The sequence below is a fragment of the Enterobacter sp. 301B genome, from assembly GCF_003850715.1.
Lineage (GTDB): Bacteria > Pseudomonadota > Gammaproteobacteria > Enterobacterales > Enterobacteriaceae > Enterobacter > Enterobacter intestinihominis.
This window is the reverse complement of record NZ_PQTC01000001.1, coordinates 44,669-70,180: the sequence shown is the minus strand read 5'-3', so window position 1 is coordinate 70,180 and position 25,512 is coordinate 44,669. Positions and strand designations below refer to the sequence as shown.

The following is a 25,512-nucleotide window of genomic DNA, read 5'->3' as shown; positions in this document are numbered from 1 at the left end:
TTCCACCGAATAAATATGGTCGCTGAGGAAATGTACACGACAAAAACACATAACGGTAGCGCAGAGGTGTACAAAAATAAACCGCAGCGCTACCCCCTGTCATGATCAAAGGTATCAATTATATTTAAGGGTGATTGTCCCGGTGGCATTTGCTTGCCCTGGCGTGACAACGTCACTGGTTTTGTAATACCACGCTTTGAAACGTAAGGTTTCAGACTCTCCGGCCCCGCCTGCATTTGCCGGATCGCTATAGGTTGTTGCGGAGCCGATATCAGCAATCGCGGTACCATCGGCAGCAAGCCCACTGCCTTGTGATGCGGCTTTTACACGACTTGAATTAAAAGCTTGCACCTCCTGACCAAGGGCCCAGTAGGTAAAACTGCGTAGCGCCGGTTGATAGGCTGATATCACGACCCCCACACCGGTCGCCGTCGTACCCGATTCAGACTGGTCTAAAGCAATCACTGAACCATCATCGTTGTCGCCCTCGGCAAGCGGCCCGTTGATGGTCAAGGTCACGTTGGTGCCTGGCTGACAGCTCAGACCAACATCCTGTTCGGGTCCTTCCACCATCTTAAGATTATCAAACGCAGAGGTATCCACATCGCCCATATTAAACAGCAGGGAAGAAACGGATGCTGAGCATCCCATCGCATAGACTTCTATCTGTGTATTTGACAAATAGACTTCTGACGCATTATCACCGTTATCCGAACTGCTTTGCCCTTCACGAAATTCCACCGTCGCCAGTTTGCCGCTCTCGAGGGCCAGATTACCGCCCGGGATTGTACCCCCCGTCGCAATCAACTGCACACGATAGGCCGAGCCCGCCAGCGTATGGCTGCTCTCGCCATCGCCGGACTGCCATGAGTTATCAACCGCACGTTCATAATCATACGGACCGGCCTGGTTAAGCGTGTAGGTCTTAATGCCGATACCCGGTATCGTGGTCGGGTAGATATTATCTCCCACCGGCGACGCCGACGCTAAATGAGTCGGGTTATAATGAAATCCTACGTAATAATCCCTGCTACAGTTTTTAATCGTGACATCCCCATCCGTCCCGCTGATATATCCAGAATCGTATAACACTTCGCCAAAGGTATAATTTTTCGCACTGACCAACAGTTTCGAGGGTAATGGGATCGTCGTAACGGTAACATCATCGCCGTTATCCCGGTTACAGGCTGCATGACTTAATAGTGGGACTGGCCCCAGCAATAACACCAGATAATATAAATATTTTGACATGAAATTAGTCTGCTCACTTAAGCTCAGTTATAAACAACATTCAATGTAATCGCACTGCTGAATGCACCCGGTGTTGGGGTCCCATGTGGGGTATACATTCGGGCAGTAAAAGTCATCGCGCCGGTTTGGTTTTCGAGCGCAACCGGGTAGCTCACGCCGTTGGCCAGCGCGACACCGCTGATGGGATGTTCGTGATCACGGATAAACAACTGAAGGCCGACATCGGTCGCGCCGCCTGCATCTGCCGCCACCTGATTGGCGTAAATGACAGAAGCATAAGCCGGATCTTCAGCGTAAGGTGCGCCTGTAAAGGTAACCGTTGCCTGGCTTAACCCTGCGGTGCAGCTGTCAAACGCGATGGTCACTGGCACATTTCCTGTGTTCCCCCCCGCTACGGCAAAGTCTTTCCAGTAATATTTCCCGAGGTCGACTGCCTCCGGTTTGGTGACGTTACATGAGCCATCAATAATGTTTCCGGTGACATGGAACTCAATATCATTGCGATCGGTGTACGCCATTGCCGGCGACACGCTCAGCATGAATACCATTCCCGGGCCGATGAGCGATTTAAGGCCGGAACGGAGAATAATGAAGCGTGACATTAATTTGCTCCCGATACGGGATGGCAAACCCCGTTGATGAATAAAATATCGGCCTCTGTTTTTGCGCCGGCAAGTGTGTAATCAACGGCGCACTGCTTGTTCGCCGCCTCCCCCCACTTAACAATTAACCGCCCTTTCCCGGCGAGCCCGACGAGATACACTTCCCCGCCGTCGCCAACAATACTGCTGCGCGTGTCATCCGACTCGCCGCTGGTTTGTGTTACTACTGCGCCAAACGGCACCGGTTTACCGTTGTAGGTCAGCGTCATCATCGCCTTTTGTCCAATCCAGGTGTTGTACTTCACGCGTACTACCGCCCCTTTGGTCGGCACCACGGTTTTGGCGATGTTATCAATGGCCGCAGAAGTATCGCTGGCATCCACTGTGTTGAGTGAGATCGAATTGCTGTGATACGGACGAACGTACGGCACAATGGCGTTACCGAAATAATCGGTATGAACGTTCGTCTGCCCGTTGATCGGCATACCGGAAACACCCGGTGTTTCAACCAGCGCTACGCTATCGTTCAGCTGACGCGCCAGGGTGATACCGTCGCGATGCAGCACCATGCCCCCGCGCAGGCTGTAATTCACTCGTCGGCTGTAATCGTCGTAGCTATAGCCTGCGGACATATCGGCATAAGTACTTTGATAACCCACAGTGACATTGCCGTTAGTAGCTTCAGAATCGGCGTTATAGCCTTCTGAAACCTGCCAGTTCAGCTGGTTTTCCTGCATCGCGGTACCGGAAATTCCGATGTTGTGCGTGGTATCGCCGTTTTTACTACTGTTCATCGAATAGTTAGCCGAAACAGACCGGGCCGCTTCACTGTGGCTGAAGGCGCTGAACGGTACGCTCAGGTTAAGCGAGAAGACGTTATCGTCGTCGTAGTTATCGGAATCGTTATTGTAACCGCCATTGACGTTTTTAGAGTGGGCATAGTTCAGCGAGTACGACACCGGTCCAAGCGTGCTGCTGAAGCCCAGGTTCATGGAGTCCGCATGTTCACTGTTCCAGTAAGAGGCGTCGTACATGCTCAGTGACAGGGTGCCGAAAGGCAACGTCTGTGAGATTGTCACATCAAAACGGTTTCGCTCCCGGCCATTATCAATAGTGCTATTGCCCGGATCCCAGTCATTGAGGAAGTCCTGAAACGAAAGATAACCCCGGGTTGAAAATTTATAACCGGCGACGGAAATATCGGTGCTGGTTTGCTGAAGCGTCTTACTGTAGCGCACGCGATACGACTGGCCGCTATGGTGTTCCTGTTGTCGCATGTTGTCCGGCTGCGGGATATCCGCCCACGACTGGGAAATATCAAATGAGAGCGCTCCGGCGCTGCCCATATTAAAACCAGTTCCGGCAATCAGGTTGGAATAATTGTCTTCCGCCTGAATATAGCCGCCGTAAAGCGTGATCCCTTTTCCGACGCCCCAGGCCGCTGATCCCTGAATAAAGTTAAAATCCTCTGCACGTGAACCCGACCCGTCCTGACGGGTTTTGCCCGCCACCAGGCCATACTGCACCTGACCTTCACGTTGCAATACCGGCAGCGTGGCGTAAGGCACAATAAAGCTACTTTGCGTACCGTCGGACTCTTTGATCACCACCTGCAGATCGCCGGAGCTGCCGGTCGGATACATATCGCTGAATTCAAACGGTCCCGGCGGCACGGTAGCCTTATAAATGCTGTGACCGTTCTGGTATACCGTCACTTCGGCATTGCTGCGGGCTATACCGCGTATTACCGGGGCGAAGCCTTGCATGCTGTCCGGCTTCATATCGTTATCCGAGTACATCTGCACCCCGGTGAAACCGACGCTATCAAAAATGCCGCCGCGCGTGGTTCCTTGTCCCAGCACCAGCTGGCTTTTAAGAGATTTAATATCCCGTGAGGCGTAGGTATACACGGAATCCCAGTCATTTTCGGATTCGGAATGGGTATAGGTGGAATAGTTGCGAAAGCGCCAGGCGCCTACGTTCAGCCCCGGTTGCAGGCTAAGAAACTGATTACTGCTGTCGGTGCCGTTGCGCTGATGCAGATCCTGTTGACCCGAGACGCTGTAATTAAGTAAACCCGCCGTGATCCCTTCATCCCAGCGCTCCGGTGAAACATAACCCCTTGCGGTGTTAAATAAAGCAACCTGCGGCAGGATCAGGTCGAAACGCTGCTGCGCCAGATCGATTTTTTCGTCCGCGCCGGGGATGGCATACAGATCCACACATTCGCTGGCTTTTTCCTGTTCGCCAAAATAGTTATCGACACGAACGTTCCAGGCTTTCAGCTGAGTGACGTTTAAGCATGCCCCTGTGCGGTCTGACGTAGGGGCACTTTTCAACCTTCGAAAAGAGAGGGTTTTACTGTCTACCAGATTGCCGTTGATAAAAATGTCGACGTTATAGTCCCCGGGCGGCACCTCATCTTTGGCAAACAGACTGAGATCCATTGCTGGCACTTCTGCGCTGTCTGTTTCCAAAAGATGAGGGTTGAAATGTTCCTGCGCACGTGCGCTGAAAGAACTAAAGACAACACTGAGCCCGAGCCCTAAAGAAAGGACGTAGGTTTGTTTCACTTTTTCCATTGTAACCCTGTATCCGTGCGGGAGACTTACGGTGTCGATTAATATGAGGTGACTTTGTCCGGACCTTTCACGCCATAATCATTAATAAGCGACCAGGTTACTTTGCCGTGAGGTGACATAACACCTTCAGAAATACTCAACGTGGAGAATGGCGCGACAAAATACTGTCCGCTTAACGCCTGGTGATTAATTTCAATTCGTGAGAAGTTCATATAAAAAGGTGTCGGGTTATTGACCTGTAAACCCTTCGCGGTCAGGTTCCACTTAAGCTTTTCCGCACTGGATTCTGGCGTCTGCCCCTGTAATGCTGCCGGACGGTAGATCAGCTTAATCTTTGAGTTGATGGCAATTTGCATCGTATTTTTACCTTCACTACCGTCGGTAGCGGGGATCCCTTTCACGTTCAGCCATAACAGCGATTCACGATCTTCCGGAACAGGTAAACCTGAACGCACAATACGAATTGACGCTTTTTTCCCGGCTTCCAGACGGAATAGCGGTGGCGTAATAATCATATTTTCTTTTTTTAACGGGCTGCCTTTAGCCGGGCTAATCCACGACTGTACCAGGTTGGTAACCTTGTCAGAGTTTTCAACGGACAAAGAGGCGGCCTGGCGGGAGCCATCAAAAATAACCCGCGTACTCCCGGTAACAATACTGGCGGACGCGTTCAGGCTGGCGGCGCTGGCCACGCAAAAAATAACAGCGGCGATGGGTTTCATAATGCACTCACAAACTAAAAAGGAGGGTTTCCCCTCCTGCGGAATCAGTTATAACGGACGTTATAGGTAATAACAGCGTTAACATCGCCGGCAACGGCCTGCCCGGTGGCAATCATCTGCGCGGTATAGGTTTGACTCGCTGTGCCATCGGTGAAAGTAATAGGATCGTTATCTGCATTATTTTTGACGATGGTACCATTTGAGCCGCCCTGCTTGAGCTGAACGGCCACGTTGGTTGCCGCACCCAGCGTAGCAGTGTTTGCAAAATAGGATGGATCGGCTGCAACAGCATCAACAGGGCCTGAGAAGACAATATTTGCAGTCGTGCTGGTTGGGCAGTTATTCAGGTCGAACACAAACTGTTTTGGCGCGCCAAGGTCGCCTTTTGTAGCGAGGTCGGTTGCCGCCGTTGAGCCCAGATCAACGGTCGCATTTGCCGTGCCGCCATCAACGGCAATATCACAACCCTGATCGAGCACCGTTCCATTAAATGTGATAGTGTTAGAAGCCGTCGCCGCGCTCGCGCCACAGAAAGTCAGAATAAGCGTCGCACCAATTTTAGTCAGTTTCATTCGTTGATATCCCAATAGAAATAATAAATATCTTCATTTTTATTCCTGCCAGGACGAGACAATAACAAAGCAGCACCGCTGAGCTAACAATGAATAATGCACCGTCTGTGACAAGGCTAATATAAACGCTCAGGCAGGAATTAGATTCGTAACATCAATAAACGACATCAGCAAACCCGAAGTAAGGTTACAAGAAAGTTACGGAGTTTCGTAAAATAAAGTAATTTAATTTTAGACAACCTTTTGTTATGGCCTGGATTGGCATTTTGTTAGCATTCGCGCTGTTTTTTCTGAGCAATAATGCCACCGGCAGTGTTGCTAGCAGCATATCCAGACTGACATATTTGAGCGAATGAGAACAATAGGCATGATCAACAAAAAAAACATGATCGCATTAACCCTTTGTGGCCTGATGATGGCAAGTGGCAGTGCGCTGGCGGGCCTTCCTTCTGGTGACAGCGACAATAATATTAATACCAACCCAGAGAACGATGCGGGGACTCAGGGCACGGGCGGCGTAGTCCATTTTACCGGTAAGATTACCGATGCATCCTGTAATATCACCACCGACTCAGCAGGGCAAACCGTTGAATTAGGCACCTGGGCTGCAAGCTACTTTGCCACCCAAAAAGAGACCACGCGCACGCCTTTCCAGATCTCAGTTGAAGGTTGCCCGGATTCCGTTAAAACCGTTGCCGTGTTGTTTGATGGTAACAAAGATGCGAATGATAATACCCTGCTGGGTTTAAATTCTTCCGTGGACAGCGATGGCAATACGGCGACTGGCGTTGCCGTTAAACTCTATGAAAGCGATCGTAACACGCAGATTAAAATTGGTGATATTTCTCAGAGTATCGACCTTGCCGAAGGGGAAGATTCAAAAACACTCAATTTCTACGCCAATTATAATGCCACCACCGATGTCGTCAGCACCGGAGAAGCCGACGCAGATGCCAATTTCCTGATGGTTTATAACTGATCGACTGATGATAAGCAGAGCTTGCTCTGCTTATCTTTTTCCTCTACGGGGATCTGAAAATGAAGAAACTCACCGCGGCCCTGTTCTTTTATTCGCTCGGCATGAGTCTGTCAGCACACGCGGGGGTCGTGATGGGCGGTACGCGTGTTGTTTACCTTGAGGGGCAAAGAGAAGTGGCATTTTCCATTACCAATATGGAAAAAGAAACCCCTTATCTTATTCAGTCGTGGATTGAAAATATTGACAGTAAAAATAAAACCGCTCCGCCCTTTATCGTGACGCCTACGTTATTTCGTTTAGATGCGGAACAGAAAAACTCGCTGCGCATCAATTATCTTGGAACGCCATTACCCACTGACCGGGAATCTGTTTTTTGGCTTAACATCAAAAATATTGCCCCGAGCAAAAAAGCAAACAGCAACAAATTGCAGATTAACGTGAAGTCAAAATTCAAGTTATTTTTCCGTCCCGCAGGGTTGAAAGGCAATGCCGAACTTGCCTACAAAAAATTAAAATTTACCTGTCGTAATAATACGCTTAGCGCACACAACCCCTCGCCCTGGTTTGTATCGTTTTACAAGGTCAGCGTTGTGAACACCGACGTTGAAATGCCGGGAATGATTGACCCCTTTTCCGATCGTCAATGGCACATTCCCTGCTCGGGGACCATTCGCTGGCAGGCGATCAACGATTACGGCGGGCTGACGAGAGTCGCCACGCAATCCTGACGCTGTGACAACACGCCTTTGGCGAATGTAGCCAACGACCGCACATGCATTCTCTCGGCCCACGCAATTTACCCCGCATTTATACGCTCGCGATGCTTGCGGGTGCGGTCACGTCTGGCATTCATGTGCGCCGGGCACAGGCCGATGAGTACTTCGATCCTCAGGCGCTGGAGATCACAGCAGATCAGCAGCAGGCTAGCGACTTAAGCTATTTTTCCCGACAAGGCGGTCAGCAGCCGGGACGTTATCGTGTCGCGGTTGTTGTTAACCAGACGCAGCGGGATGAGCGCGAAATTGCATTCGTTGATACCGGGGGAACGCTCTCACCGGTCCTCAACCTGGCGTACCTCAAGAGACTTGGGGTAAACATCGCGGCCTTCTCTTCGTTCGATGCGCTGCATGACGAGGAGACATTTACGGACATCGGCAAATATATTCCCGATGCGTCGACGCATTTTGACTTCACCCATCATCGGCTGGTTTTCAGCATTCCGCAGGCAGCCATGTTGCAAAAAAGTGCCGATTATATTCCTCCCGAACAGTGGGACGACGGCATCCCCGCTGCTTTTGTCGATTACAATCTTACGGGCTCGACAACCAACATCGACAATATTCATGACAACAGCAGCTATCTGAGCCTGCGATCCGGTATCAACCTGGGGGCGTGGCGTTTACGCAATTACGCCACGTTTGAATATGGTAATACCCATCACTGGCAGTCTCAGGGAACATCCCTCCAGCGGGCCATTACGCCGCTGAAGAGCGCGTTAACAATAGGGAATGCCTACACGTCTGGCGAGGTTTTTGACAGTTTTCAGTTTACGGGGCTTCAGCTTGCCTCGGATGAGAATATGCTGCCGGACAGCCAGCGCGGTTTCGCGCCCACGATCCGCGGGGTCGCTCACAGCAATGCCCGCGTCAGCGTTCGCCAGCACGGTTACACCATCTATGAAACCTATGTTGCGCCTGGCGCATTTGTCATTAGCGATCTCTTCCCCACTTCGCAAAGCGGCGATCTTGAGATCACGGTCCATGAAAGTGATGGCAGCGAACGCACGTTCACCCAACCCTACTCCTCGGTGGCCTTCATGCTACGGGAGAAACGACTGAAATTCAGCGCCAGCGCCGGACGGTATAACAGCCCTGACGCCGAGGGCGACACCCCGCCGTTTGTTCAGGCCTCCGCCTTTTACGGATTGTCTTCAAGCCTGACGCTGTACGGCGGAGCGGAGCTTTCCGGCCACTATCAGGCTCTCGCGCTGGGATTAGGTAAAGATTTTGGCCGGTTTGGGGCACTGGGTGTGGACACCGTTGCGGCGAAAGCACACCTCAGTGATGACAGGCTGGCCCTCGGGCAGCAAATACGCGCTCAGTACCAAAAAAATCTCGCTGAGACGAACACGTCGCTCACCCTTTCGACCAGCCATTATACGACGCATGACTTTTACAGTTTCAGTGAAGCAAATGATGACAGCGATCCAGACCAGCACGTGCATAACCGGCGTAACCGCACACAGTTCAGTTTGACGCAGGATCTCGGTGCGATGGGCAATATCAGCGCATCTTTTTACCGTCAGGATTACTGGAACGCCTCGGCGGTCGATCAAACCGTCCATCTTGGCTATTACGCTAACTACAAAGGGGTGTCGTTAAGTGTTGGGTATTATCTCACCCGCTCAAGCGCTGATGATAGCGACAACGAACGGGCGATAAACCTTAGCATCAGCGTCCCACTCAGCCGCTGGTTACCCGGCGCAACAACCAGCTACAGCCTCAACAATAACCTTGATGGCCATACTACCCGGCAGGTTTCGCTGTATGGTACGGCGCTGGCCCACGATCGCCTGAACTATAACCTCCAGCAGGGCTTCGACAACCAGGCCAATACCGCGAACAGCAACCTTGCGCTGGCTTATCACGGCGGTTATGGCAGCGCCAGTCTCGGGTACAGCCACGATCGCTATAGCAACCGCGTGAACTACGGCGCGGCAGGCGGCATTGTGGCAACACAGTATGGGGTGACGTTGAGCCAAAGCCTTGGGGATACCCTGGCGCTGATCCGCGCTGACGAGGCGTCGGACGTTCAGGTTGAAGGGGCGACCAATGTTCACACCGACTCCCGAGGTTATGCCGTGATGCCAACCTTATCGGCGTATCACAAAAACACCATTTCGCTGGATACCGAAACGCTGGCAGAAAATGTCGATCTGGACCAGAACAGCAGAACGATTGTGCCGACCAGCGGCGCGGTCGTCCTGGCGAATTACCATACCCACGTGGGCATCAGAACGCTCATCACCCTTACGGCACACGGGCGCCCGCTTCCATTTGGCGCCAGCGCGTATGTCTCGAACGGGACATCTGCGAAATCAAGCGTCGGCATCGTTGGCGAAGCAGGACAGGTCTATCTCAGCGGCGTGCCGCTACGCGGAACCTTGCATGCCAGCTGGCGGCAGAAAGGCCAGGATATGCGCTGTAGCGCCCCATTACGCCTTCCGGATACCGCTGGCCGCACTCCGGTCACGCTTATGAACCTTCAGTGCCAATAACTTACTGAGATACCTGTGAACAATATCAACCGTTTAATCAATCTCCTGATGCTCGCTTTTTTGCTGATTCACGCTACGGCAAGGGCGTCTCAGACCTGCCCGCCGACCATGGGCGATGCGGTCATTAACTTTCAAAACTACTCGATCACTGATAACCCATCGATCCCTCCGGGGTCGATGCTTTCAGGCGCTATCCTGGGCCAGGAAAACCGCTCGTTTTATAACTGTCCTGAGGGAACCGGCCCGGTAACGATGCGCTTTGTGGCCAATAACGCCTTAACCGTAGCGCCCGTCAGCGGCGTGGCGCCGAACGGTACGGGCGCCCCGGCCTCCGTTTATGACGTGCCAGATATTCCCGGCGTTGGGTTTGCGGTGGGCATTCGCGAAACCACGCACTGTGCAGCTGAACCCGTGCATTACATCGCCTCGGGGGATGACAGCGTTGCGATTTGCAGCACAAACGATCCCTCGCAAATGGCGACCCAGTTCTTCGTCGTGTTTTATAAAACCGCGCAGGAGATTGTCTATGAACAGCCGAACAGCGGGCAAATTCGCGCAGGAACGCTTATTCTGGAGGATGCTAACGGCGCGGTGATATCTGAAGCTGGCGTGACGGTGGAAGTCGCTGCCGCCGACCTGAAAGTGCATAAATCGAGCTGTTATATCTCGGATAACAACATCACCGTTAATATGGGACAAAGTAGCGTAAGCGATCTCAACAAAGGAATGGATGGGGATAAACACCGCTTCATCATCCCTCTGGTCTGTGACGCATCCCAAACGGCAGCGGTGAAGATCGGGTTCTTTGGTCCGACTGAAAAAGACGCGCAGAATCACGATGTGCTGGCGCTAAGTCAACAGGAGAGCGCCGCTACCGGCGTGGGGATCCGCATTCTGTATGGCGATAACTACGGTGCCGCCAGAGGCACAACCGTTCCTCTCAACAGCACCGGTGTCGAGCCTTTTGCCAATGCTGCCCGGCAGACCGCGTTTTCCCTGGATTACGACGCACAATATGTGCGCACCGAAACCCAGGCCACCGCGGGGCTGGCAGACAGCCTGGCAACATTTAGTCTGATATACAACTAAGCGCTATTCCAGTGCCAGCAGCGCAAAACTCGCCAGCCAGTGCCCGCCGCTGTAGTGACTGCCGACAACATGCTCCACGCTTGCCGAGAGATGGCGCGCAACGGCATCGCGTAATGGCTTCCGGGCGTGATGATTTTCCGGCAGGGCGCGGGCAATGTGCTTCATACACCAGGCACGGCTGAGGTTGAGACCGTCCAGATGCGCGATTTTCGGGTCGGTGCGATCGCTCACCTCAGCCGGGTTCATGAGCGCAGAAATGGCGCCCACTTCAGGCAGAAACGCATCGAACCAGGCCGGGAAATCCTCCACCACCTTACTCATCAGCAGGGCCTCGGTCAGCGCTCCGGAGATATACTCGTCGCCACCCGGCTCATAATGCGCAGGATAATGCGTGTCCGCGAGGTAAAACCGCGTTGCCGCGTCCAGGATGGCGCGCTCAAGCGTGTCATCGTTCACCGCCCGGGCATAATCCAGCCCCAGCGCGAGCGCAAACGCCGTGTTGTAGTGCGTCCCGACGCGGATCGGATAGGTAAGCTTGCTGAGGTAATCCACCAGCCGCTGGCGAATATCCCGCGTTAACGGTTGCAGCGTCTGGTACCAGCGCTCCGCCTGCGGCAGTGACGATTGTTTCAGCTCCTGCGCCAGCGCCAGCAGCCAGCCGTAGCCATAAGGTCGCTCAAACGACGCGCGGAACGGCGCGGTAAAATAGGCCAGCTCCTTCGCCACCTTCTCGTCGGTCAGGTGTTCTTCGAAGAGAGTGATGATCTCTTCCCGACACGGCAGTTCGGGCCAGAGACGCAGGCAGCGCAGCAGCAGCCAGTAGCCGTGCACCGCAGAGTGCCAGTCAAAACAGCCGTAAAAGATCGGGTGCAGCTCGCGAGGCGGCAGAACGTCGCTGTCATCGTTGAGCAGATGCATAATGTGGTTCGGATATTCCTGACGTAAATAGGTCAACGGCATTCTGGCGAAGGCGTCAGCCTGATGTTGCGTTAATTCCATTGCAGCTCCTTAGCGAAACACGAGGAAATACATTAAGAACACGTTCACCACCAGCAAGGTTAACGCGGTCGGGATCTGGATCTTGATAACCTGATATTTGTCTTTTAGCTCCAGCAGCGCGGCGGGCACGATGTTGAAGTTGGCGGCCATCGGGGTCATCAGCGTGCCGCAATAGCCTGCGTACATGCCGATAGCCAGCAATGGTGCCGGGTTACCGTGATGGACGTTAATCAGGAATGGCAGAGCGATACCGGCGCTTAACACCGGGAAGGCAGCGAAGGCGTTGCCCATAATCATGGTAAACAGCGCCATCCCCACGCAATAAATGACCACCAGCATGAAGCGGCTGTCCGGGTTCACAAACAGGCTGACCACCTTTTGTACCGATTCGCCGGTATTCGCCACCACAAACACCCCGCCGAGCATGGCGAGCATCTGCGGCAGGATCACCGCCCAGCCAATGGTATCGACCAGCCGACGCGACTGACGTACCGCATGCAGCGGCGTACCTTTTGTCAGCCACCAGCCGGTAAGGATAGCCGCCACGCAGGCCACGCACAGTGCCGCCAGCGTAAGCTGCTTCTGGTCGAGCAGATAGACACCGCCAATCGACACGCCTTTCAGAAACAGCGTCCCGATGACCGTCACCACCGGGATCATCAGCGCGGGCAAGAATAGCCAGTTTTTCAGCCGGTGTGATGAGGTAACCCGCTCCTCCTCGGTGGACATTTTATAATGCCCCTTCCCGACCAGCCCGAAACCGGCCAGTAGCGCAATCACGATAACGGCGCCGCCAATAATGCGATACGCCAGCGACTTACCCAGCTCCTGCACCATCAGATCGCCAAACAGGAAGATCCCGCCAAACAGAAACCAGAACAGCGCGGTGGTATAGCGTTTCGGGTTAGCGCGATCGCGAAGGGTCATCACAACCAGCAGCATCACGACAAAACCGATCAGGTAGTACACGCGGTTAATGGTGATAAAGGTCATCATGGTGCGATCTCCTGCGTACCCTGCTCTGCTCTCCAGGCCATCACGTCGCGACGAATGCTGGCGTCGAGGCGCAGCAGACGCGTCATATGGATGATCAGTGCCGCAATAGCGGTCGGAATGGCCCACAGGCCGATATGCAGCGGTTCGATCCCCTCGATCCCGTTCTCTTTCAGGAACGCATCAATCAGCAGTACCGCGCCAAAGGCGATAAAGATATCTTCCCCAAAGAAAACCGCGATATTGTCACAGGCGGCGGCATGGGCTTTGATTTTGTCGCGGATAGTCTGCGGCAGTTCGCCGTATTCATTCAGGGCCGCCCCTTCGGCCATCGGCGCCAGCAGAGGACGCACCGTTTGTGCGTGGCCGCCAAGCGACATCAGGCCCAGCGCAGCCGTCCCTTCGCGGGCAACAAAGTAGAGCATCAGGATACGCGCCGAGGTGGCGCTGGCGATCTTCGCGACCCAGGCCTGGGCGCGCTCTTTCAGCCCGTAATACTCCAGCAGACCAATCACCGGCAGGATCAGAATGAAAGTGGCGAGCGATCGGCTATTCACGAACTTTTCGCCAAAGGTTTCCAGCAGCATACCGAAATCCATGCCAACCAGCAGGCCCGTTGCCAGCCCCGCCACCACGACAACCAGCAGCGGGTTGAAACGCAGTGCAAAACCAATAACCACCACCGGAATCCCGATAAGTGGCAACAGTGTAGAACTGTCCATAAACGTTACCCTATCCAAAGTGAGCGTTGCGCGCCGACGGCTATTTTTTATACTTCGCAGCAGAGCGAAGCCGGTGCATTACGGCGCGCGATGTTGTGTGTTGCGTGAGGCTCCACAGAACCTGCACTAAAAAGCTATATCTGAACGTCAAAAACATGTAAACAATTTATCAATAAAATGTTCTTATTTTATCGACGGGTTTACATTCTGGAGAAAGGATCGGTATGACGACAAAGAAAACGAAAACAGCGTTAAACCACGACGATATTGCGGACGGGCGTATCGTCTCCTCCCGCCATCTCGTCTCAGAGCGATGTGCCGAACTGTCGGAGCTGGAATATGCGCTGATCATGACCAGCAATGCGTTTAACAAATGGATGGTGCGCTGCATGACCGCAGCAGGTGAACCGGATATGGGCGCTTTCGACGTCTCGCTTCTGCACCACGTAAACCACCGCAACCGCAAGAAAAAGCTGGCCGACATCTGCTTTGTGCTGAACGTGGAAGATACCCACGTGGTGACGTATGCGCTGAAAAAGCTGGTAAAGGCGGGTTACGTCACCAGTGAAAAAGCGGGGAAAGAGCTCTTTTTCTCGACGACGGAGGAAGGCAAAGCGCTGTGCATGAAGTACCGGGAGGTACGGGAAGCCTGCCTGATCAACATTCATGCGGAAAGCGGCATTCCGGGCGCGTCGATTGGCGAGACCGCGCAATTACTCCGCGCGATCTCCTCCCTGTATGATACCGCCGCACGCGCGGCGGCCTCGCTTTAAGGACGGCGGAAAAGCGTTATGCTCCGCCCGGCCAGTTCATAATCGACGGATTCCGTGATGATTTCCCCTGTGGGGGCATCATCCGCCGTCGAAAGCTCCAGCACCCAGCCCCCTTCGCCAAACTGCGGGATCTGGAATGGCACCGTGCCTTCAAACGGGTTAAACAGCATCAGCACGTCGTGCCAGATGCCCTCTTCCTGCTCAAGATCCGGACGGCTGATGGCAAGACCAAGGGTGGAACCCTCGTCCCACTGTTCCGACTGCTGCGGTCCGCCACCGGCGTTAAACCAGCGGATCTCAAGCCCGTCGCGCCAGTTTTCACGGCGCAGCAGCGGCTGCTCAGCGCGCATAGCAATCAACCGACGGGTAAAGTCGCGCAGCTTCTCGTCGTTTTCAGAGAGTCCTTCCCAGTTTATCCAGGAGATCTCGCTGTCCTGGCAATAGCCGTTATTATTGCCCTTTTGCGTCCGGCCAAACTCATCACCTGCCAGCAGCATCGGCGTGCCGTGGGAGAAGAAGAGCGTGGTGAGGAAGTTGCGCTTTTGCCGCTCGCGGGTGGCGATAATATCCGGATTCTCCGTCGGCCCTTCTTCACCGTAGTTATACGACCGGTTATCGTTATGTCCGTCGTTATTATCTTCCCCGTTATCGGCGTTATGCTTCTCGTTGTAGGACACCAGGTCGTTCAGCGTAAAGCCGTCATGCGCGGTGATAAAATTGACGCTGGCCCACGGACGACGTCCTCGCAGATCGTACAAATCACCGGACCCTAACAGACGGGCGGCAAAATCGTTAGAAACGTTATCTCCCTTCCAGTATTCACGTACCGTGTCGCGGTATTTGTCGTTCCACTCGCCCCAGCCTGGCGGGAAGCCCCCCACCTGATACCCCCCTGGGCCGATATCCCACGGTTCACCGATAAGCTTCAGCTTCGACAACACCGGATCCTGGGTCACGGCATCAAAGAAGCCGCCGCGCGGGTCGAATCCCTCCGGCTCGCGTCCGAGAATGGTTCCGAGGTCAAAGCGGAAACCGTCAATCTGCATCGATTCCGCCCAGTAACGCAGGGAGTCCATGACCATCTGCAACACGCGCGGGTGCGAGGTGTTTACGGTGTTCCCGGTGCCAGTGTCATTAATGTAATACCGGTGCTGATCCGGCATGGTGCGGTAATAGCAGAAGTTATCAATCCCCTTAAACGACAGGGTTGGTCCCAGCTCGTTGCCCTCCGCCGTGTGGTTATAGACCACGTCGAGGATCACCTCGATGCCCGCGTCATGATAAGCACGCACCATGTCGCGGAAACCCTGGATCCCCGCCGGGCCGTAATAGCGGGACGCTGGCGCAAAGAAACCGAGCGAGTTATAGCCCCAGAAGTTTTTCAGGCCGCGATCGAGCAGGTGCTGATCGTCAGGGAACCAGTGAACCGGTAGCAGCTCGACCGAGGTAATGCCGAGGCTTTTGATGTACTCCACCGAGGCTTTATGCCCCATCCCCTCAAACGTACCGCGCAGTTCAGGCGGAATAGCCGGGTTAAGCTGGGTAAAGCCTTTTACGTGGCTTTCATAGACCACGGTATGCGGCCACGGGATATCGGGCCGGCGTGAGTCCTGCCAGTCAACGGCATTGGGGTCGATGACCTTACATTTGGGCGTAAACGGCGCGCTGTCTCGCGTGTCAAAACTGAGATCCAGCTCGTCGTGTCCCAGCTCATAGCCGAAGTGGGCATCGTTCCACTCAATTTCACCTACCAGTTCACGGGCATAGGGGTCAATAAGCAGCTTATTGGGGTTGAAGCGGTGGCCGTTCTCCGGATCGTAGGGGCCGTAAACGCGGTAGCCATACAGCGCCCCCGGTTTCAGGTCCGGCACATAGCCGTGCCAGACCTCATGGGTATATTCCGGCAGTTCCAGACGGGCGATTTCTGTTTTTCCCGAAGGATCAAACAGACACAGCTCCACCCGCTCAGCGTGGGCGGAAAACAGGGCGAAGTTCACCCCTTTCCCGTCATAATTTGCGCCCAACTGCTGGCCATGACCGGCCCGAATTTCAAACGTTGTATCCTTTGGCATTTTTGTTCTCCTCGATTATTCGCAGGTAAGCAGAACCAACAAACATCCCTTTTCAGACGTTAAATCCAGCGTCTCTGGCAGAAGGCGACGCTCACCGGTAAACAGATCCCGGTAGTGCTTCCCGGCCAGCGCCTGGGGTATGGCCACGGTAGTATTGGCCCACAGCATCGCATTATCGGTGACGTCAAACACCAGGCGCGGCACGGCGACGATCAGCGCCTCGTCATCTTTAATGCGGGCATAAACGATCAGATTCTCCTCCCGCTCGCCGGTTACCTTCAGTGGCAGCCAGTCGCCGTAGCGGAAAAGCGCGGGGTAATGTGGCCGAAGCCGTAACAGCGTGGCGGTGACGTACTGCTTCACGCTGCCGTCTCGCCAGCGTTGCGCATCGTTAAAAACGGTGCCATCCGCTACGCTGAGGTTTTCCGCCAGTGCGGCGAAATCCGGTTCGCGGCGGTTATCCGGGTCGACGAGGCTGAAGTTAAGCCCCTCGCTGCCCTGGTAGATGTCCGGTACGCCAGGCGCAGTCAGTTTGATCACCGTCTGGCTCAGGCTATTCATTAACCCAGCCCGAATAAACGGCTGGAGTGCGGCACTGAAATCACGCAGGAACAGGGTGTTATCCGGGGAAAGCAGATGGCGCACGTAGTCCAGGACCACGCTCTCGTAATCTTCGTTGCTGTCGATCCAGTCGGTACGCTGCTTGGCCTCGCGCAGGGCTTTCTCGATAAAGCCGAGGAAACGCTCTTCCAGTGACTTAAGGCCATCACGATCCTCAGGCGACAGGGTTGCTGGCCAGACGCCCGCCAGCGCCTGGAAGATCATCCAGGTGTCGGCGGCGTTCGGCGCGGTGCCATCGTTGAGGAATCGGACTTGCGTCTGGTTCATCTGCCGCCAGCGCGCCAGATTTTCTCCCCACAGATCTGGCGCTTCCGTCAGCGTATACAGACGAGCTCGTGCATCCTCGCCGCGTTTGGTGTCGTGGGTGGAAGTTCCCAGCAGCGCATCGGGCTGGCGGGCAAGTCGAATGCGTATCTCCTGATGAAAACGGGAAAGTGAAAACGCGCGCGGCGTCGGGTCGGCGCCGACTTCGTTCAGGGCCAGCTCCAGGTTATGGCGGAAGAACAGCGTATCCTCTACCGATTTCGCCATCAGCGGCCCGGTCAGCTGCTGAAAACGGGTGCGGAAAAGCGAGGCCAGCGCGTGGTCATGCTCCGGCAGATCGCCGGTGAGAATACGCACGATAAGGCTCAGAGCGGGTTCAGAGGTGTTGACGCTGGCAACCACGCGGCTGAGCAGCGCCACATCCGGTGACGTCAGCCCCTGTGCGGTGCCGTAGGTGCGATACACCGGAAACGCGATAAGCAGCTCGCGCAGGGCATGGCGGATATCCTCATGCTCCACTTCGGCACCGTTATGCCCGGCCAGCTCGCTGGCTATTTTAAGCAGCGTGGTAAATTCACCTTCAAAATTACGATCGGTCATCAGCCCTTTGGCGTTGCGAAGTTCCGCCTGCCTGTCAACGGTCGTACCCAGTGTCTCGTCGTAGAGCGTCTCCAGCCGCGAGAGGTTGGTATCATCCACCAGCACTTCCGCCAGGGAGGCGATAAACTCATAGCCCGTAGTACCTGAGATGGGCCACTCCGGAGGAAGCTGTTCCCCTTTGGCGAGGATCTTCTCTACCGTGATGTAGCAATCCGGTCCGGTCGCCGCACGCAGTCGCTGCAAATAGCCCAGCGGATCGGCAAGCCCGTCCACATGGTCAATGCGCAGGCCGTCGACAACCCCGGCGTGGACAAGCTCAAGGATCAGGCGGTGCGTGTCTGCGAATACCGCCTCATCCTCTACCCGCACGCCGACCAGCCCGGTGATTTCAAAAAAGCGCCGCCATGAAAGCTGTTTCGGCGCTTCCCGCCAGGACATCAGCCGCCAGCTTTGCGCCTCGTGGATCTCAGCGATGCTCTTGCCTTCGGCATACGTGCCGGGATTAAGCGGATAGGCGGTATCATAGTAAACCAACGCCGCGCTGTCGGTGACACTGTCACGTTTCAGGATGATAGCCCCCCGCTCCAGCTCGGCTTCAAAGGTGTCGCCAAGAAACGGCAACGTCAGGGGTCGGGACCAGTCGATATCAAAATACGCCGCATAGCGGCTCTGCCGACCGTGCTCGATAACATCGCGCCACCAGCGGTTTTCCAGCGAGGTCGACATATGGTTAGGAACGATATCCAGAATCAGGCCCATTCCCGCCTGTTTCAGCGCTGCCGCCATGCGGTCAAACCCTTCCCGCCCGCCAATCGCCGGGTCGATTTCGTTGGGGTCGGTCACGTCATAGCCGTGGGTGGAATCCGTGGTTGCGGTGAAAACAGGTGACGCGTAAAGATGGCTAATTCCGAGGTCTTTCATATACGGAATCAGGTCCACCACGCGATCGAAGGTCATGCCGTTGCGAAACTGAATTCGGTAAGTAGAGGAAGGGATCATAGCGCTGCTTCTCCATCAGCAAAGCGAACAACAATACTGTTCGGCGGCAGGTTTTCGACTGCCTCCGGCCAGCTAAAGATCGTTTTTCCGGGCAGGTCCGCTAAGGCGAGGGGCTTTTTGCCGATATTCAGCGCCAGCGACAGCGTACCGGACGGAAAACGCCAGCTCACGGCAACCATGCCGAGCGCCGTTTGCAGGACGTTACCCTCCACGGCGCCTCGCTGTTTCAGTAACGGGACGATAAAGCGTTGACGCAGCGCAATCAGTTCGCGCGTAACGTGCAGCCACGCCCTGCCTTCCTCTGTGTCTGCCTTGTTCCAGTCAAGCTTCGACCGCATAAAGGTATTTACGTCATTGGGATCCGGTACGGTTTCATCGTGCCCGGCATGGCCGGTAAACTCTTTCGCGCGCCCCTCCCGCACGGCTTTCGCCAGGTCGCCGTGGAAGTCGGTGAAAAAGAGGAACGGATGCGTTTCGCCATACTCCTCACCCATAAACAGCAGCGGGATATGTGGCGACAGGAGCAGCGCCGCGAACAGCACGCGCGTTTTCTCCGCCCCAGCCAGAGAGATAAGCCTCTCCCCCTGGGCACGGTTGCCGACCTGGTCGTGATTCTGAATAAAATCGACAAAAAACTGCGGTGGTTGCTCGCGACACTCTACTCCGCGCGATTTCCCGGTCTGAAGCGAGATTTCCCCCTGGTAGACAAAGCCCTCTGCCAGCGCCCGCGCCAGCTTTTTCTCCGGCTCAAAGGCAAAATCCTGATAATAGGCGTGTGATTCCCCGGTCGCGAAGACATGCGCAGCGTTGTGAAAATCATCATTCCATTCGGCGGTGAAAAGCGGCGTCTGACCATGCTCATCGCGCGGATGCAGGAAAATCACGTTGCGACTGTCTTCGGTGGTCAGATGGATATGCCGATCCGGAAAGGCGTCGCGGATCCGTTGCGCTATCTCGGGAAGAATATGGGTCTCAGCGTTGTCATGGATCTGGTCGATGGCGTCGAAGCGCAGACCGTCAAGATGATACTCCGAGAGCCAGAATAACGGCGCCTCAGCGATGTATTGCCGGACGGCTTCAACCTCATAGGCTATACCGTTGCCCCACGGGGTCATACGATCCTGATGGAAAAACGCCGGCGAGAGCAACGGCAGGTAGTTCCCTTCCGGGCCAACGTGGTTGAGTACAATATCCAGCACCACGGAAAGCCCGAGCGCGTGGGCGGCATCGATGAAGGCATGAAAATCATCCGGTGTGCCATAAGCTGAGTGCGGGGCATACAGCAGTACGCCATCATACCCCCATCCGCGCGCGCCCCCGAACTGGGACACGGGCATCACTTCCAGTTGCGTAATACCCAGTTCGGCCAGATAAGGCAATTTATCGATGGCCGCCCTGAAGGTTCCTTCCCCGGTGAAGGTGCCGATATGCATCTCGTAGATCACCGTCTCTTCCCATGGCCGCCCTTGCCATTCCCGCTGTGCGGGCAGGTTGTGACGCGGGTCGATTACCACCGACGGGCCGTTGACGTCAGCCTGTTGCGCGCGCGAGGCCGGATCCGGCACCGCCATTCCATCCTGTAAAACAAACTGATACGGCGTACCGTGTCTGACGCCGGGCACGTCAACCTGAAACCAGCCGTCGCCCACCGCCGCCATCGGAATGTCGGTGTCGGTTAAACGCAACGTGAGATCTTTCTGCCCTTCTGCCCAGACGCGAAAACGTACAACGTCATCGGAAATAAACTCAGCACCCCAGTGCCTGCGACATGTTCTGAATTCCATTCATTGTCCTCGAATGACCACATTTTACGCGGAACGAAATACAAGCTTAGACCAGGATGAACAGAGTGTTATGCCAGCAGGGTATGCCGCTTCGTCTATTATCTATTTATAACTCCCACTTAAGGAATACTATGCATATTCGAAAAGGATTAAGCACCGACCTCGCCCGTCTTGAATGTTGTGATTTTTCTTTTACGGTCGATGAGATTGCCAGAGAGCCTTTTCTCAATGGTGATTTGCATATCGAGGCGCTAACCGATCCTTATCATAAAACCTATGAACTGGATCTCCAGACGCTGGAAAATCATTGCGTTAATCCCGATTCAATATTTCTTATCGCCGAAACGGATGACGGTGAAATCGCCGGTTTTATTACCGCGTCCTGCAACTGGAATAAATTTATTTCGGTGGATTACATTGCCGTGGAGCGTTCAAAACGCCGAACGGGCGCGGCGCACAAGCTGATGTCTGCCACCCACGTCTGGGCGCGAAGCCTCAATGCGCCCGGCTTACGGCTGGAGACGCAGAACGTTAATGTTTCTGCCTGCCTTTTCTATCGTCACTATGGGTTTATTCTGGGCGGTTACGATCGTTACCTTTACAACGCCCTGCCGGAAAAAGATGAGGTCGCCCTTTTCTGGTATTACATGCTGGCTTGAGAAAATATTTTATATCCGCCACTGGAATATAGATTTGTCTGAATTTGTCAATTTTGCCCGCTTACGTTTAATTAACGACTAATCTTGGAATTCACTATTAAGGAGGCCGGTATGTCTACAGGAAATAATCACACGCTGCATTACCCTCGTCCACCGTTTGCTGAACAACCGCAAAGGGCTCCCGGGCTGGCATCGGAAATGAAGCCAATACCGGATCATGGTGAAACAAGTTATATCGGGTCAGGAAAACTGGCAGGAAAAAAAGCGCTGATTACCGGCGGTGATTCCGGCATTGGTCGCGCGGTAGCCATCGCCTATGCCCGTGAAGGTGCAGATGTCGCTATTGGCTATCTGCCGGAAGAGGAGTCCGATGCGGCATCGGTCATTGCGCTGATTCAGGCCGAAGGCCGTAAAGCGGTCGCCATTCCCGGCGACATTCGCGTGGAGTCCTTCTGCGACACGCTGGTGGAAAAAGCCGTTGCCGAACTGGGCGGCCTGGATATTCTGGTGAATAACGCCGGACGCCAGCAGTACTGTGAATCTATCGACGATCTCACCACGGCAGATTTTGACGCGACGTTTAAGACCAACGTCTATGCCCCCTTCTGGATCACCAAAGCTGCGCTGCGCCATTTGCAGGAAGGTGCCGTGATCATCAACACCACTTCCGTTCAGGCGTTTAAACCGAGCGCGATCCTGGTGGACTATGCGCAGACCAAAGCCTGTAACGTGGCCTTTACCAAGTCTCTGGCCCAGCAGCTTGGGCCGCGTGGCATTCGGGTAAATGCCGTCGCGCCAGGTCCATACTGGACGCCTCTTCAGTCCAGCGGCGGTCAGCCGCAGTCCAAAGTTCAGAAGTTCGGGGAAGATACGCCCCTGGGGAGACCGGGTCAGCCGGTTGAAATCGCACCGCTGTATGTGCTGTTTGCCTCCGATTCCTGCTCATACGCTTCCGGGCAAGTGTGGTGCTCTGACGGCGGTACCGGCGTGCTGTAAAGCATCCTCTCAGACCTATCCATTTCATGGATAGGTCACATTCACTCCCCTGCTGTTCTCAAAAATCGCAGTTGAACTATGATGAACTTACTATTAAGGAGCCCATCATGTTTACTGTGAAAAAACTTGCGATATCAACCCTGTTGACCGGTTCAGTTTTATTCTTTCCAGCGATCCACGCGGTGGCCAGCGTTCCGCAGCATGTGGTGAAACAGCAGGCTGGCGGCTACAGCGTTCAGGTTGGCGACACGATTATCACCGCCTTTACGGACGGCAGCGTGCCGCAGGATCTTCACGCCTTACTGCGCCGGACGACGGCGGAAAATACCGATGCGTTACTGGCCAAAAACTTCCAGGCCAATCCGGTGGAAGCATCGATTAACGCGTTTTATATCGCTTTGCCCGGTCACAAAATCCTGGTGGATACCGGTTCCGGTCAGCTCTTTGGCCCCGGCAAAGGCGGGCGGCTGATTGAAAGCCTGGCGACCCAGGGCATCAAACCCGAAGATATTACCGATGTTCTAATCACCCATGCGCACTCCGATCACGCCGGTGGTCTGGTCAAAGACGGTCAGCGCGTGTTTACCCACGCGCAGGTCTATGTCGGCAAACCGGATATCGATTACTTCTTTAACGACGCGAACCAGAAAAAGTCTGGCTATGACCAGAACTACTTCGATGTCGCGCACAAGACATTAAAGCCTTATCTGGATGCCGGAAAAGTGAAGACTTTCTCAGGCACCGAACAGCTTCTGCCGGGCATCAGCGGTACGGTTCACCCGGGCCACACCCCAGGTTCCGCGTTTTACACGCTGGAGAGCAAAGGTGAAAAAATTACCTTTGTCGGCGACATCATCCACGTCGCCGCAGTTCAGTTCCCGCAGCCCAACGTGACGATTGCTTACGATGAGGATCAGGACGGCGCCGCCCGGGTGCGCAACGTAGCTTTCGCTGAGTTTGTGAAAAACAAAGATCTGATTGCGGCGCCACATCTGCCTTTCCCCGGGATCGGCTATGTGACGAAAGGTGAGCGGGAAGGCTACGCGTGGGTCCCGGTGACCTATACCAACCGTGACGCAAAATAAGATGTCCCCCTCCGATATGGATATGGACCTGATCCTGACGCTGGATGCGTTACTCAGGGACCAGAATATCACCCATGCGGCCGCGCGGCTGGGCATCAGCCAGCCAGCAATGTCTGCCCGCCTGGCACGCCTGCGCGTGTTGTTTGGTGAGCCGCTGTTTGTCCCTTCCCCACACGGACGTGGGGTGTTACCGACGCCGCGCGCCGAAGCGTTAAGGCCGCAGGTCGCGACGGTTTTGCAGGGCATAGCGGCGATGCTTGAACCCACCACGTTCAACGCGCAGAACAGCAACCGCACCTTTGTTATTGCCCTGCACGAAAACCCGGCGCTAATGCTGGGGGCAGAGTTGCAGAATCAGATTAGCAGTGCGGCACCAGGTATCCGCCTGCGTTTTGCGCTCCCGGAAACCCAGCTGCTGTCAGCGCAGATGGAAAATGGCGATGTGGATATTTATATCGGCGTTAACGCGGGGGCGCACGATGCATGGGTCAGACGCAAACTGTTTGACGATGAATATGCCACAGCCCAGCGGAAAGGCCATCCGCGCGGTACGGGGCCGGTGGATCTGGAAAGCTATTGTAGTCTTTCACACCTGGTGGTTTCATCCGAGGGCGACCCGTTCGCGGGCTTTGTCGATCAGCATCTGGCGGGGCTTGGCCACCAGCGTAACGTGGTGATGTCGACGCAAAGCTATGCGATGGCGCCTGCGATTGTTGCCGGTACCGATTTACTCTGCACCCTACCCAGGCGCATGTTGCTACGCTTTACGCAAACGCTTGATATTTTTCCGCCGCCGCTGGATCTCCCGCCGATCGTCATCGGTATGTACTGGCACCCGAAAAACAGTCAGGATCCGGCTAACCGCTGGCTACGTGAACAGCTTCTTCAGGCCGCCGGACGTCAGGTATGATCGAGGATACTCATCAATTTTTTCAGCACCTCAGAGCGAATAATCCGGTGGCAAACCAGCGTCAGCTCGCTCTCCCGGAGTCGGTCAAGAATATCCACAAAGACGACGTTCTGTACGCATATCGCCTTCGCTGAAGCTGGCAGCATGGCGATGCCAGACCCTGCCGAGACGAGGCTTATCACCGTGGGGACATCGGTGGCATTTTGCACAACGTCAGGCTGTATGCCCGCGCTGTGGCAGGCATCATAGAAATATTGCTCCAGCCCCATCCCCTCCGGGTCGCGCAGGGCGATCCACTTCTCCTCTTTCACCGACGCAAGCGTCAGCGCGGCGGAGCCCGCCAGACTGTGTTGACGAGGTAAGGCCAGCACGGCTTTTTCCGTTGTGAAAGGACGACTTTGAAGATCGTCAGGCAGCAGCGGTAACGGGGCACGAATAATGGCCACATCCAGCTGGTTGCTTTGCACGCCGGTATAAAGGGTTTGCACGTTTCCCGTCATCATGGAAAGGCTGATGGCTGGCCATTTCTCATGTAAAAGCCGCAGCGCGTCGGGCAGCTTACTGTCGAATATCGCGCTTGAAACGCATCCGAGATTCAGCACGCCCTGTTCCCCTCTGGCCGTCTGTCTGGCATCCAGAATCGCCTGATCGGTCATAAAAATCGCCACTCTGGCTTTACTGAGAAACGCCTCACCGGCTGGCGTCAGCGTCAGGCGACGATTCGCCCGGCTAAAGAGCACTACCCCCAGACGATCTTCAAGCGTTTTGATTTGCTGGCTTAGTGCCGGTTGCGCCATGTTAAGGCGCTCCGCCGCACGATGCATGTGAAGCTCTTCCGCCACCACGATAAATTTGCGCATCAGTCGAAACTGCATACTGTGCCTTCATTATTGATAATAAAATTCATATTAAAATAGCATGAATGATGCAATTGATAGCCTTCTTCGTCCGGTTAAGAATG

General features: G+C 54.7%; 21 protein-coding genes. 9 read left to right on the top strand and 12 right to left on the bottom strand.

Features of this window, described 5'->3' with window-relative positions; all coding sequences use genetic code 11:
* Positions 1-114: 114 nt before the first annotated feature.
* From C3451_RS00320 to C3451_RS00300, 5 genes are read right to left on the bottom strand one after another with little or no spacing between them, the layout of a single operon-like run.
* Positions 115-1,251 carry a type 1 fimbrial protein gene (locus C3451_RS00320; RefSeq protein ID WP_124304191.1) on the bottom strand — a complete coding sequence of 379 codons (1,137 nt, stop codon included), beginning with the start codon at positions 1,249-1,251 and terminating at the stop codon, positions 115-117.
* A gap of 23 nt (positions 1,252-1,274) precedes the next feature.
* The gene (locus C3451_RS00315; protein WP_022648146.1) at positions 1,275-1,853 is read right to left on the bottom strand and encodes a fimbrial protein; all 579 of its coding nucleotides are present in this window, start codon (positions 1,851-1,853) and stop codon (positions 1,275-1,277) included.
* The gene (locus tag C3451_RS00310) at positions 1,853-4,435 is read right to left on the bottom strand and encodes a fimbria/pilus outer membrane usher protein (RefSeq protein ID WP_045622672.1); all 2,583 of its coding nucleotides are present in this window, start codon (positions 4,433-4,435) and stop codon (positions 1,853-1,855) included. Before C3451_RS00310 ends, C3451_RS00315 begins: the two co-directional genes overlap by 1 nt.
* A 38-nt stretch (positions 4,436-4,473) precedes the next feature.
* Complete coding sequence (locus C3451_RS00305; RefSeq protein WP_022648148.1) at positions 4,474-5,157, bottom strand: fimbria/pilus periplasmic chaperone; 684 nt, start codon at positions 5,155-5,157, stop codon at positions 4,474-4,476.
* Positions 5,158-5,201: 44 nt separating this feature from the next.
* Positions 5,202-5,729, bottom strand: a complete 528-nt coding sequence (locus tag C3451_RS00300; protein WP_022648149.1) for a fimbrial protein — start codon at positions 5,727-5,729, stop codon at positions 5,202-5,204.
* A gap of 367 nt (positions 5,730-6,096) precedes the next feature.
* Between C3451_RS00300 and C3451_RS00295 the strand changes: the two genes are divergently transcribed.
* Genes C3451_RS00295 through C3451_RS00280 form a run of 4 tightly spaced genes read left to right on the top strand, consistent with a single transcriptional unit; the run spans position 6,097 to position 11,074 of the window.
* Positions 6,097-6,708 (top strand): fimbrial protein, encoded by a 612-nt coding sequence (locus C3451_RS00295; protein WP_022648150.1) that lies wholly within the window; start codon positions 6,097-6,099, stop codon positions 6,706-6,708.
* A 59-nt stretch (positions 6,709-6,767) separates the two neighbouring features.
* Entirely contained in the window at positions 6,768-7,436 is a 669-nt protein-coding gene (locus tag C3451_RS00290) for a molecular chaperone (RefSeq protein WP_045622674.1), read from the top strand.
* Positions 7,437-7,480: 44 nt separating this feature from the next.
* Complete coding sequence (locus tag C3451_RS00285; RefSeq protein ID WP_223862208.1) at positions 7,481-9,985, top strand: fimbria/pilus outer membrane usher protein; 2,505 nt, start codon at positions 7,481-7,483, stop codon at positions 9,983-9,985.
* Positions 9,986-10,000: 15 nt separating this feature from the next.
* Positions 10,001-11,074, top strand: coding sequence for a fimbrial protein (locus C3451_RS00280; RefSeq protein ID WP_022648153.1), 1,074 nt, complete (start codon positions 10,001-10,003; stop codon positions 11,072-11,074).
* 3 nt (positions 11,075-11,077) lie between these two features.
* On the opposite strand, the gene C3451_RS00275 is transcribed toward C3451_RS00280, so the two are convergent.
* Genes C3451_RS00275 through C3451_RS00265 form a run of 3 tightly spaced genes read right to left on the bottom strand, consistent with a single transcriptional unit; the run spans position 11,078 to position 13,788 of the window.
* Positions 11,078-12,073, bottom strand: a complete 996-nt coding sequence (locus C3451_RS00275) for a DUF2891 domain-containing protein (RefSeq protein WP_045622676.1) — start codon at positions 12,071-12,073, stop codon at positions 11,078-11,080.
* Between the two features lie 9 nt (positions 12,074-12,082).
* Positions 12,083-13,069, bottom strand: coding sequence for a DUF979 domain-containing protein (locus tag C3451_RS00270; RefSeq protein WP_032677267.1), 987 nt, complete (start codon positions 13,067-13,069; stop codon positions 12,083-12,085).
* Complete coding sequence (locus C3451_RS00265) at positions 13,066-13,788, bottom strand: DUF969 domain-containing protein (RefSeq protein WP_022648156.1); 723 nt, start codon at positions 13,786-13,788, stop codon at positions 13,066-13,068. Before C3451_RS00265 ends, C3451_RS00270 begins: the two co-directional genes overlap by 4 nt.
* Before the next feature lie 224 nt (positions 13,789-14,012).
* Between C3451_RS00265 and C3451_RS00260 the strand changes: the two genes are divergently transcribed.
* Positions 14,013-14,561, top strand: coding sequence for a winged helix DNA-binding protein (locus C3451_RS00260; RefSeq protein ID WP_022648157.1), 549 nt, complete (start codon positions 14,013-14,015; stop codon positions 14,559-14,561).
* Here the strand turns inward: C3451_RS00260 and glgX are convergent.
* The 3 genes from glgX to treZ are packed head-to-tail and all read right to left on the bottom strand — an operon-like array spanning position 14,558 to position 20,901.
* On the bottom strand, positions 14,558-16,633 hold the full coding sequence (gene glgX, locus C3451_RS00255) for a glycogen debranching protein GlgX (protein WP_045622678.1): 2,076 nt from the start codon (positions 16,631-16,633) through the stop codon (positions 14,558-14,560). The two genes, C3451_RS00260 and glgX, sit on opposite strands and share 4 nt — an antisense overlap.
* 15 nt (positions 16,634-16,648) lie before the next feature.
* The gene (gene treY, locus C3451_RS00250) at positions 16,649-19,117 is read right to left on the bottom strand and encodes a malto-oligosyltrehalose synthase (RefSeq protein WP_045622679.1); all 2,469 of its coding nucleotides are present in this window, start codon (positions 19,115-19,117) and stop codon (positions 16,649-16,651) included.
* Positions 19,114-20,901: a malto-oligosyltrehalose trehalohydrolase gene (gene treZ / locus C3451_RS00245; RefSeq protein WP_045622681.1), complete on the bottom strand. Its 1,788-nt coding sequence runs from the start codon at positions 20,899-20,901 to the stop codon at positions 19,114-19,116. The genes treY and treZ overlap by 4 nt, the downstream gene beginning before the upstream one ends.
* A gap of 131 nt (positions 20,902-21,032) precedes the next feature.
* Between treZ and C3451_RS00240 the strand changes: the two genes are divergently transcribed.
* The 4 genes from C3451_RS00240 (at position 21,033) to C3451_RS00225 (ending at position 24,551) form a co-directional block, all read left to right on the top strand.
* Positions 21,033-21,560, top strand: coding sequence for a GNAT family N-acetyltransferase (locus C3451_RS00240; protein ID WP_022648161.1), 528 nt, complete (start codon positions 21,033-21,035; stop codon positions 21,558-21,560).
* A 111-nt stretch (positions 21,561-21,671) separates the two neighbouring features.
* Positions 21,672-22,556 (top strand): SDR family oxidoreductase, encoded by an 885-nt coding sequence (locus C3451_RS00235; RefSeq protein ID WP_022648162.1) that lies wholly within the window; start codon positions 21,672-21,674, stop codon positions 22,554-22,556.
* A 107-nt stretch (positions 22,557-22,663) separates the two neighbouring features.
* A complete protein-coding gene (locus C3451_RS00230; RefSeq protein ID WP_045622683.1) occupies positions 22,664-23,641 on the top strand; it encodes an MBL fold metallo-hydrolase in 978 nt (325 codons plus the stop codon).
* Position 23,642: 1 nt separating this feature from the next.
* Positions 23,643-24,551: a LysR family transcriptional regulator gene (locus C3451_RS00225; protein WP_045622684.1), complete on the top strand. Its 909-nt coding sequence runs from the start codon at positions 23,643-23,645 to the stop codon at positions 24,549-24,551.
* Here the strand turns inward: C3451_RS00225 and C3451_RS00220 are convergent.
* A complete protein-coding gene (locus tag C3451_RS00220) occupies positions 24,542-25,426 on the bottom strand; it encodes a LysR substrate-binding domain-containing protein (RefSeq protein WP_063139080.1) in 885 nt (294 codons plus the stop codon). The genes C3451_RS00225 and C3451_RS00220 overlap by 10 nt on opposite strands.
* Positions 25,427-25,512 lie beyond the last annotated feature (86 nt).

Bases quoted from the DNA above. Each gene is read 5' to 3' on its own strand.
- C3451_RS00320 (WP_124304191.1), bottom strand. From the start codon at position 1,251: ATGTCAAAATATTTATATTATCTGGTGTTATTGCTGGGGCCAGTCCCA.
- C3451_RS00315 (WP_022648146.1), bottom strand. From the start codon at position 1,853: ATGTCACGCTTCATTATTCTCCGTTCCGGCCTTAAATCGCTCATCGGC.
- C3451_RS00310 (WP_045622672.1), bottom strand. From the start codon at position 4,435: ATGGAAAAAGTGAAACAAACCTACGTCCTTTCTTTAGGGCTCGGGCTC.
- C3451_RS00305 (WP_022648148.1), bottom strand. From the start codon at position 5,157: ATGAAACCCATCGCCGCTGTTATTTTTTGCGTGGCCAGCGCCGCCAGC.
- C3451_RS00300 (WP_022648149.1), bottom strand. From the start codon at position 5,729: ATGAAACTGACTAAAATTGGTGCGACGCTTATTCTGACTTTCTGTGGC.
- C3451_RS00295 (WP_022648150.1), top strand. From the start codon at position 6,097: ATGATCAACAAAAAAAACATGATCGCATTAACCCTTTGTGGCCTGATG.
- C3451_RS00290 (WP_045622674.1), top strand. From the start codon at position 6,768: ATGAAGAAACTCACCGCGGCCCTGTTCTTTTATTCGCTCGGCATGAGT.
- C3451_RS00285 (WP_223862208.1), top strand. From the start codon at position 7,481: ATGCATTCTCTCGGCCCACGCAATTTACCCCGCATTTATACGCTCGCG.
- C3451_RS00275 (WP_045622676.1), bottom strand. From the start codon at position 12,073: ATGGAATTAACGCAACATCAGGCTGACGCCTTCGCCAGAATGCCGTTG.
- C3451_RS00270 (WP_032677267.1), bottom strand. From the start codon at position 13,069: ATGATGACCTTTATCACCATTAACCGCGTGTACTACCTGATCGGTTTT.
- C3451_RS00265 (WP_022648156.1), bottom strand. From the start codon at position 13,788: ATGGACAGTTCTACACTGTTGCCACTTATCGGGATTCCGGTGGTGGTT.
- C3451_RS00260 (WP_022648157.1), top strand. From the start codon at position 14,013: ATGACGACAAAGAAAACGAAAACAGCGTTAAACCACGACGATATTGCG.
- glgX (WP_045622678.1), bottom strand. From the start codon at position 16,633: ATGCCAAAGGATACAACGTTTGAAATTCGGGCCGGTCATGGCCAGCAG.
- treY (WP_045622679.1), bottom strand. From the start codon at position 19,117: ATGATCCCTTCCTCTACTTACCGAATTCAGTTTCGCAACGGCATGACC.
- treZ (WP_045622681.1), bottom strand. From the start codon at position 20,901: ATGGAATTCAGAACATGTCGCAGGCACTGGGGTGCTGAGTTTATTTCC.
- C3451_RS00240 (WP_022648161.1), top strand. From the start codon at position 21,033: ATGCATATTCGAAAAGGATTAAGCACCGACCTCGCCCGTCTTGAATGT.
- C3451_RS00235 (WP_022648162.1), top strand. From the start codon at position 21,672: ATGTCTACAGGAAATAATCACACGCTGCATTACCCTCGTCCACCGTTT.
- C3451_RS00230 (WP_045622683.1), top strand. From the start codon at position 22,664: ATGTTTACTGTGAAAAAACTTGCGATATCAACCCTGTTGACCGGTTCA.
- C3451_RS00225 (WP_045622684.1), top strand. From the start codon at position 23,643: ATGTCCCCCTCCGATATGGATATGGACCTGATCCTGACGCTGGATGCG.
- C3451_RS00220 (WP_063139080.1), bottom strand. From the start codon at position 25,426: ATGCAGTTTCGACTGATGCGCAAATTTATCGTGGTGGCGGAAGAGCTT.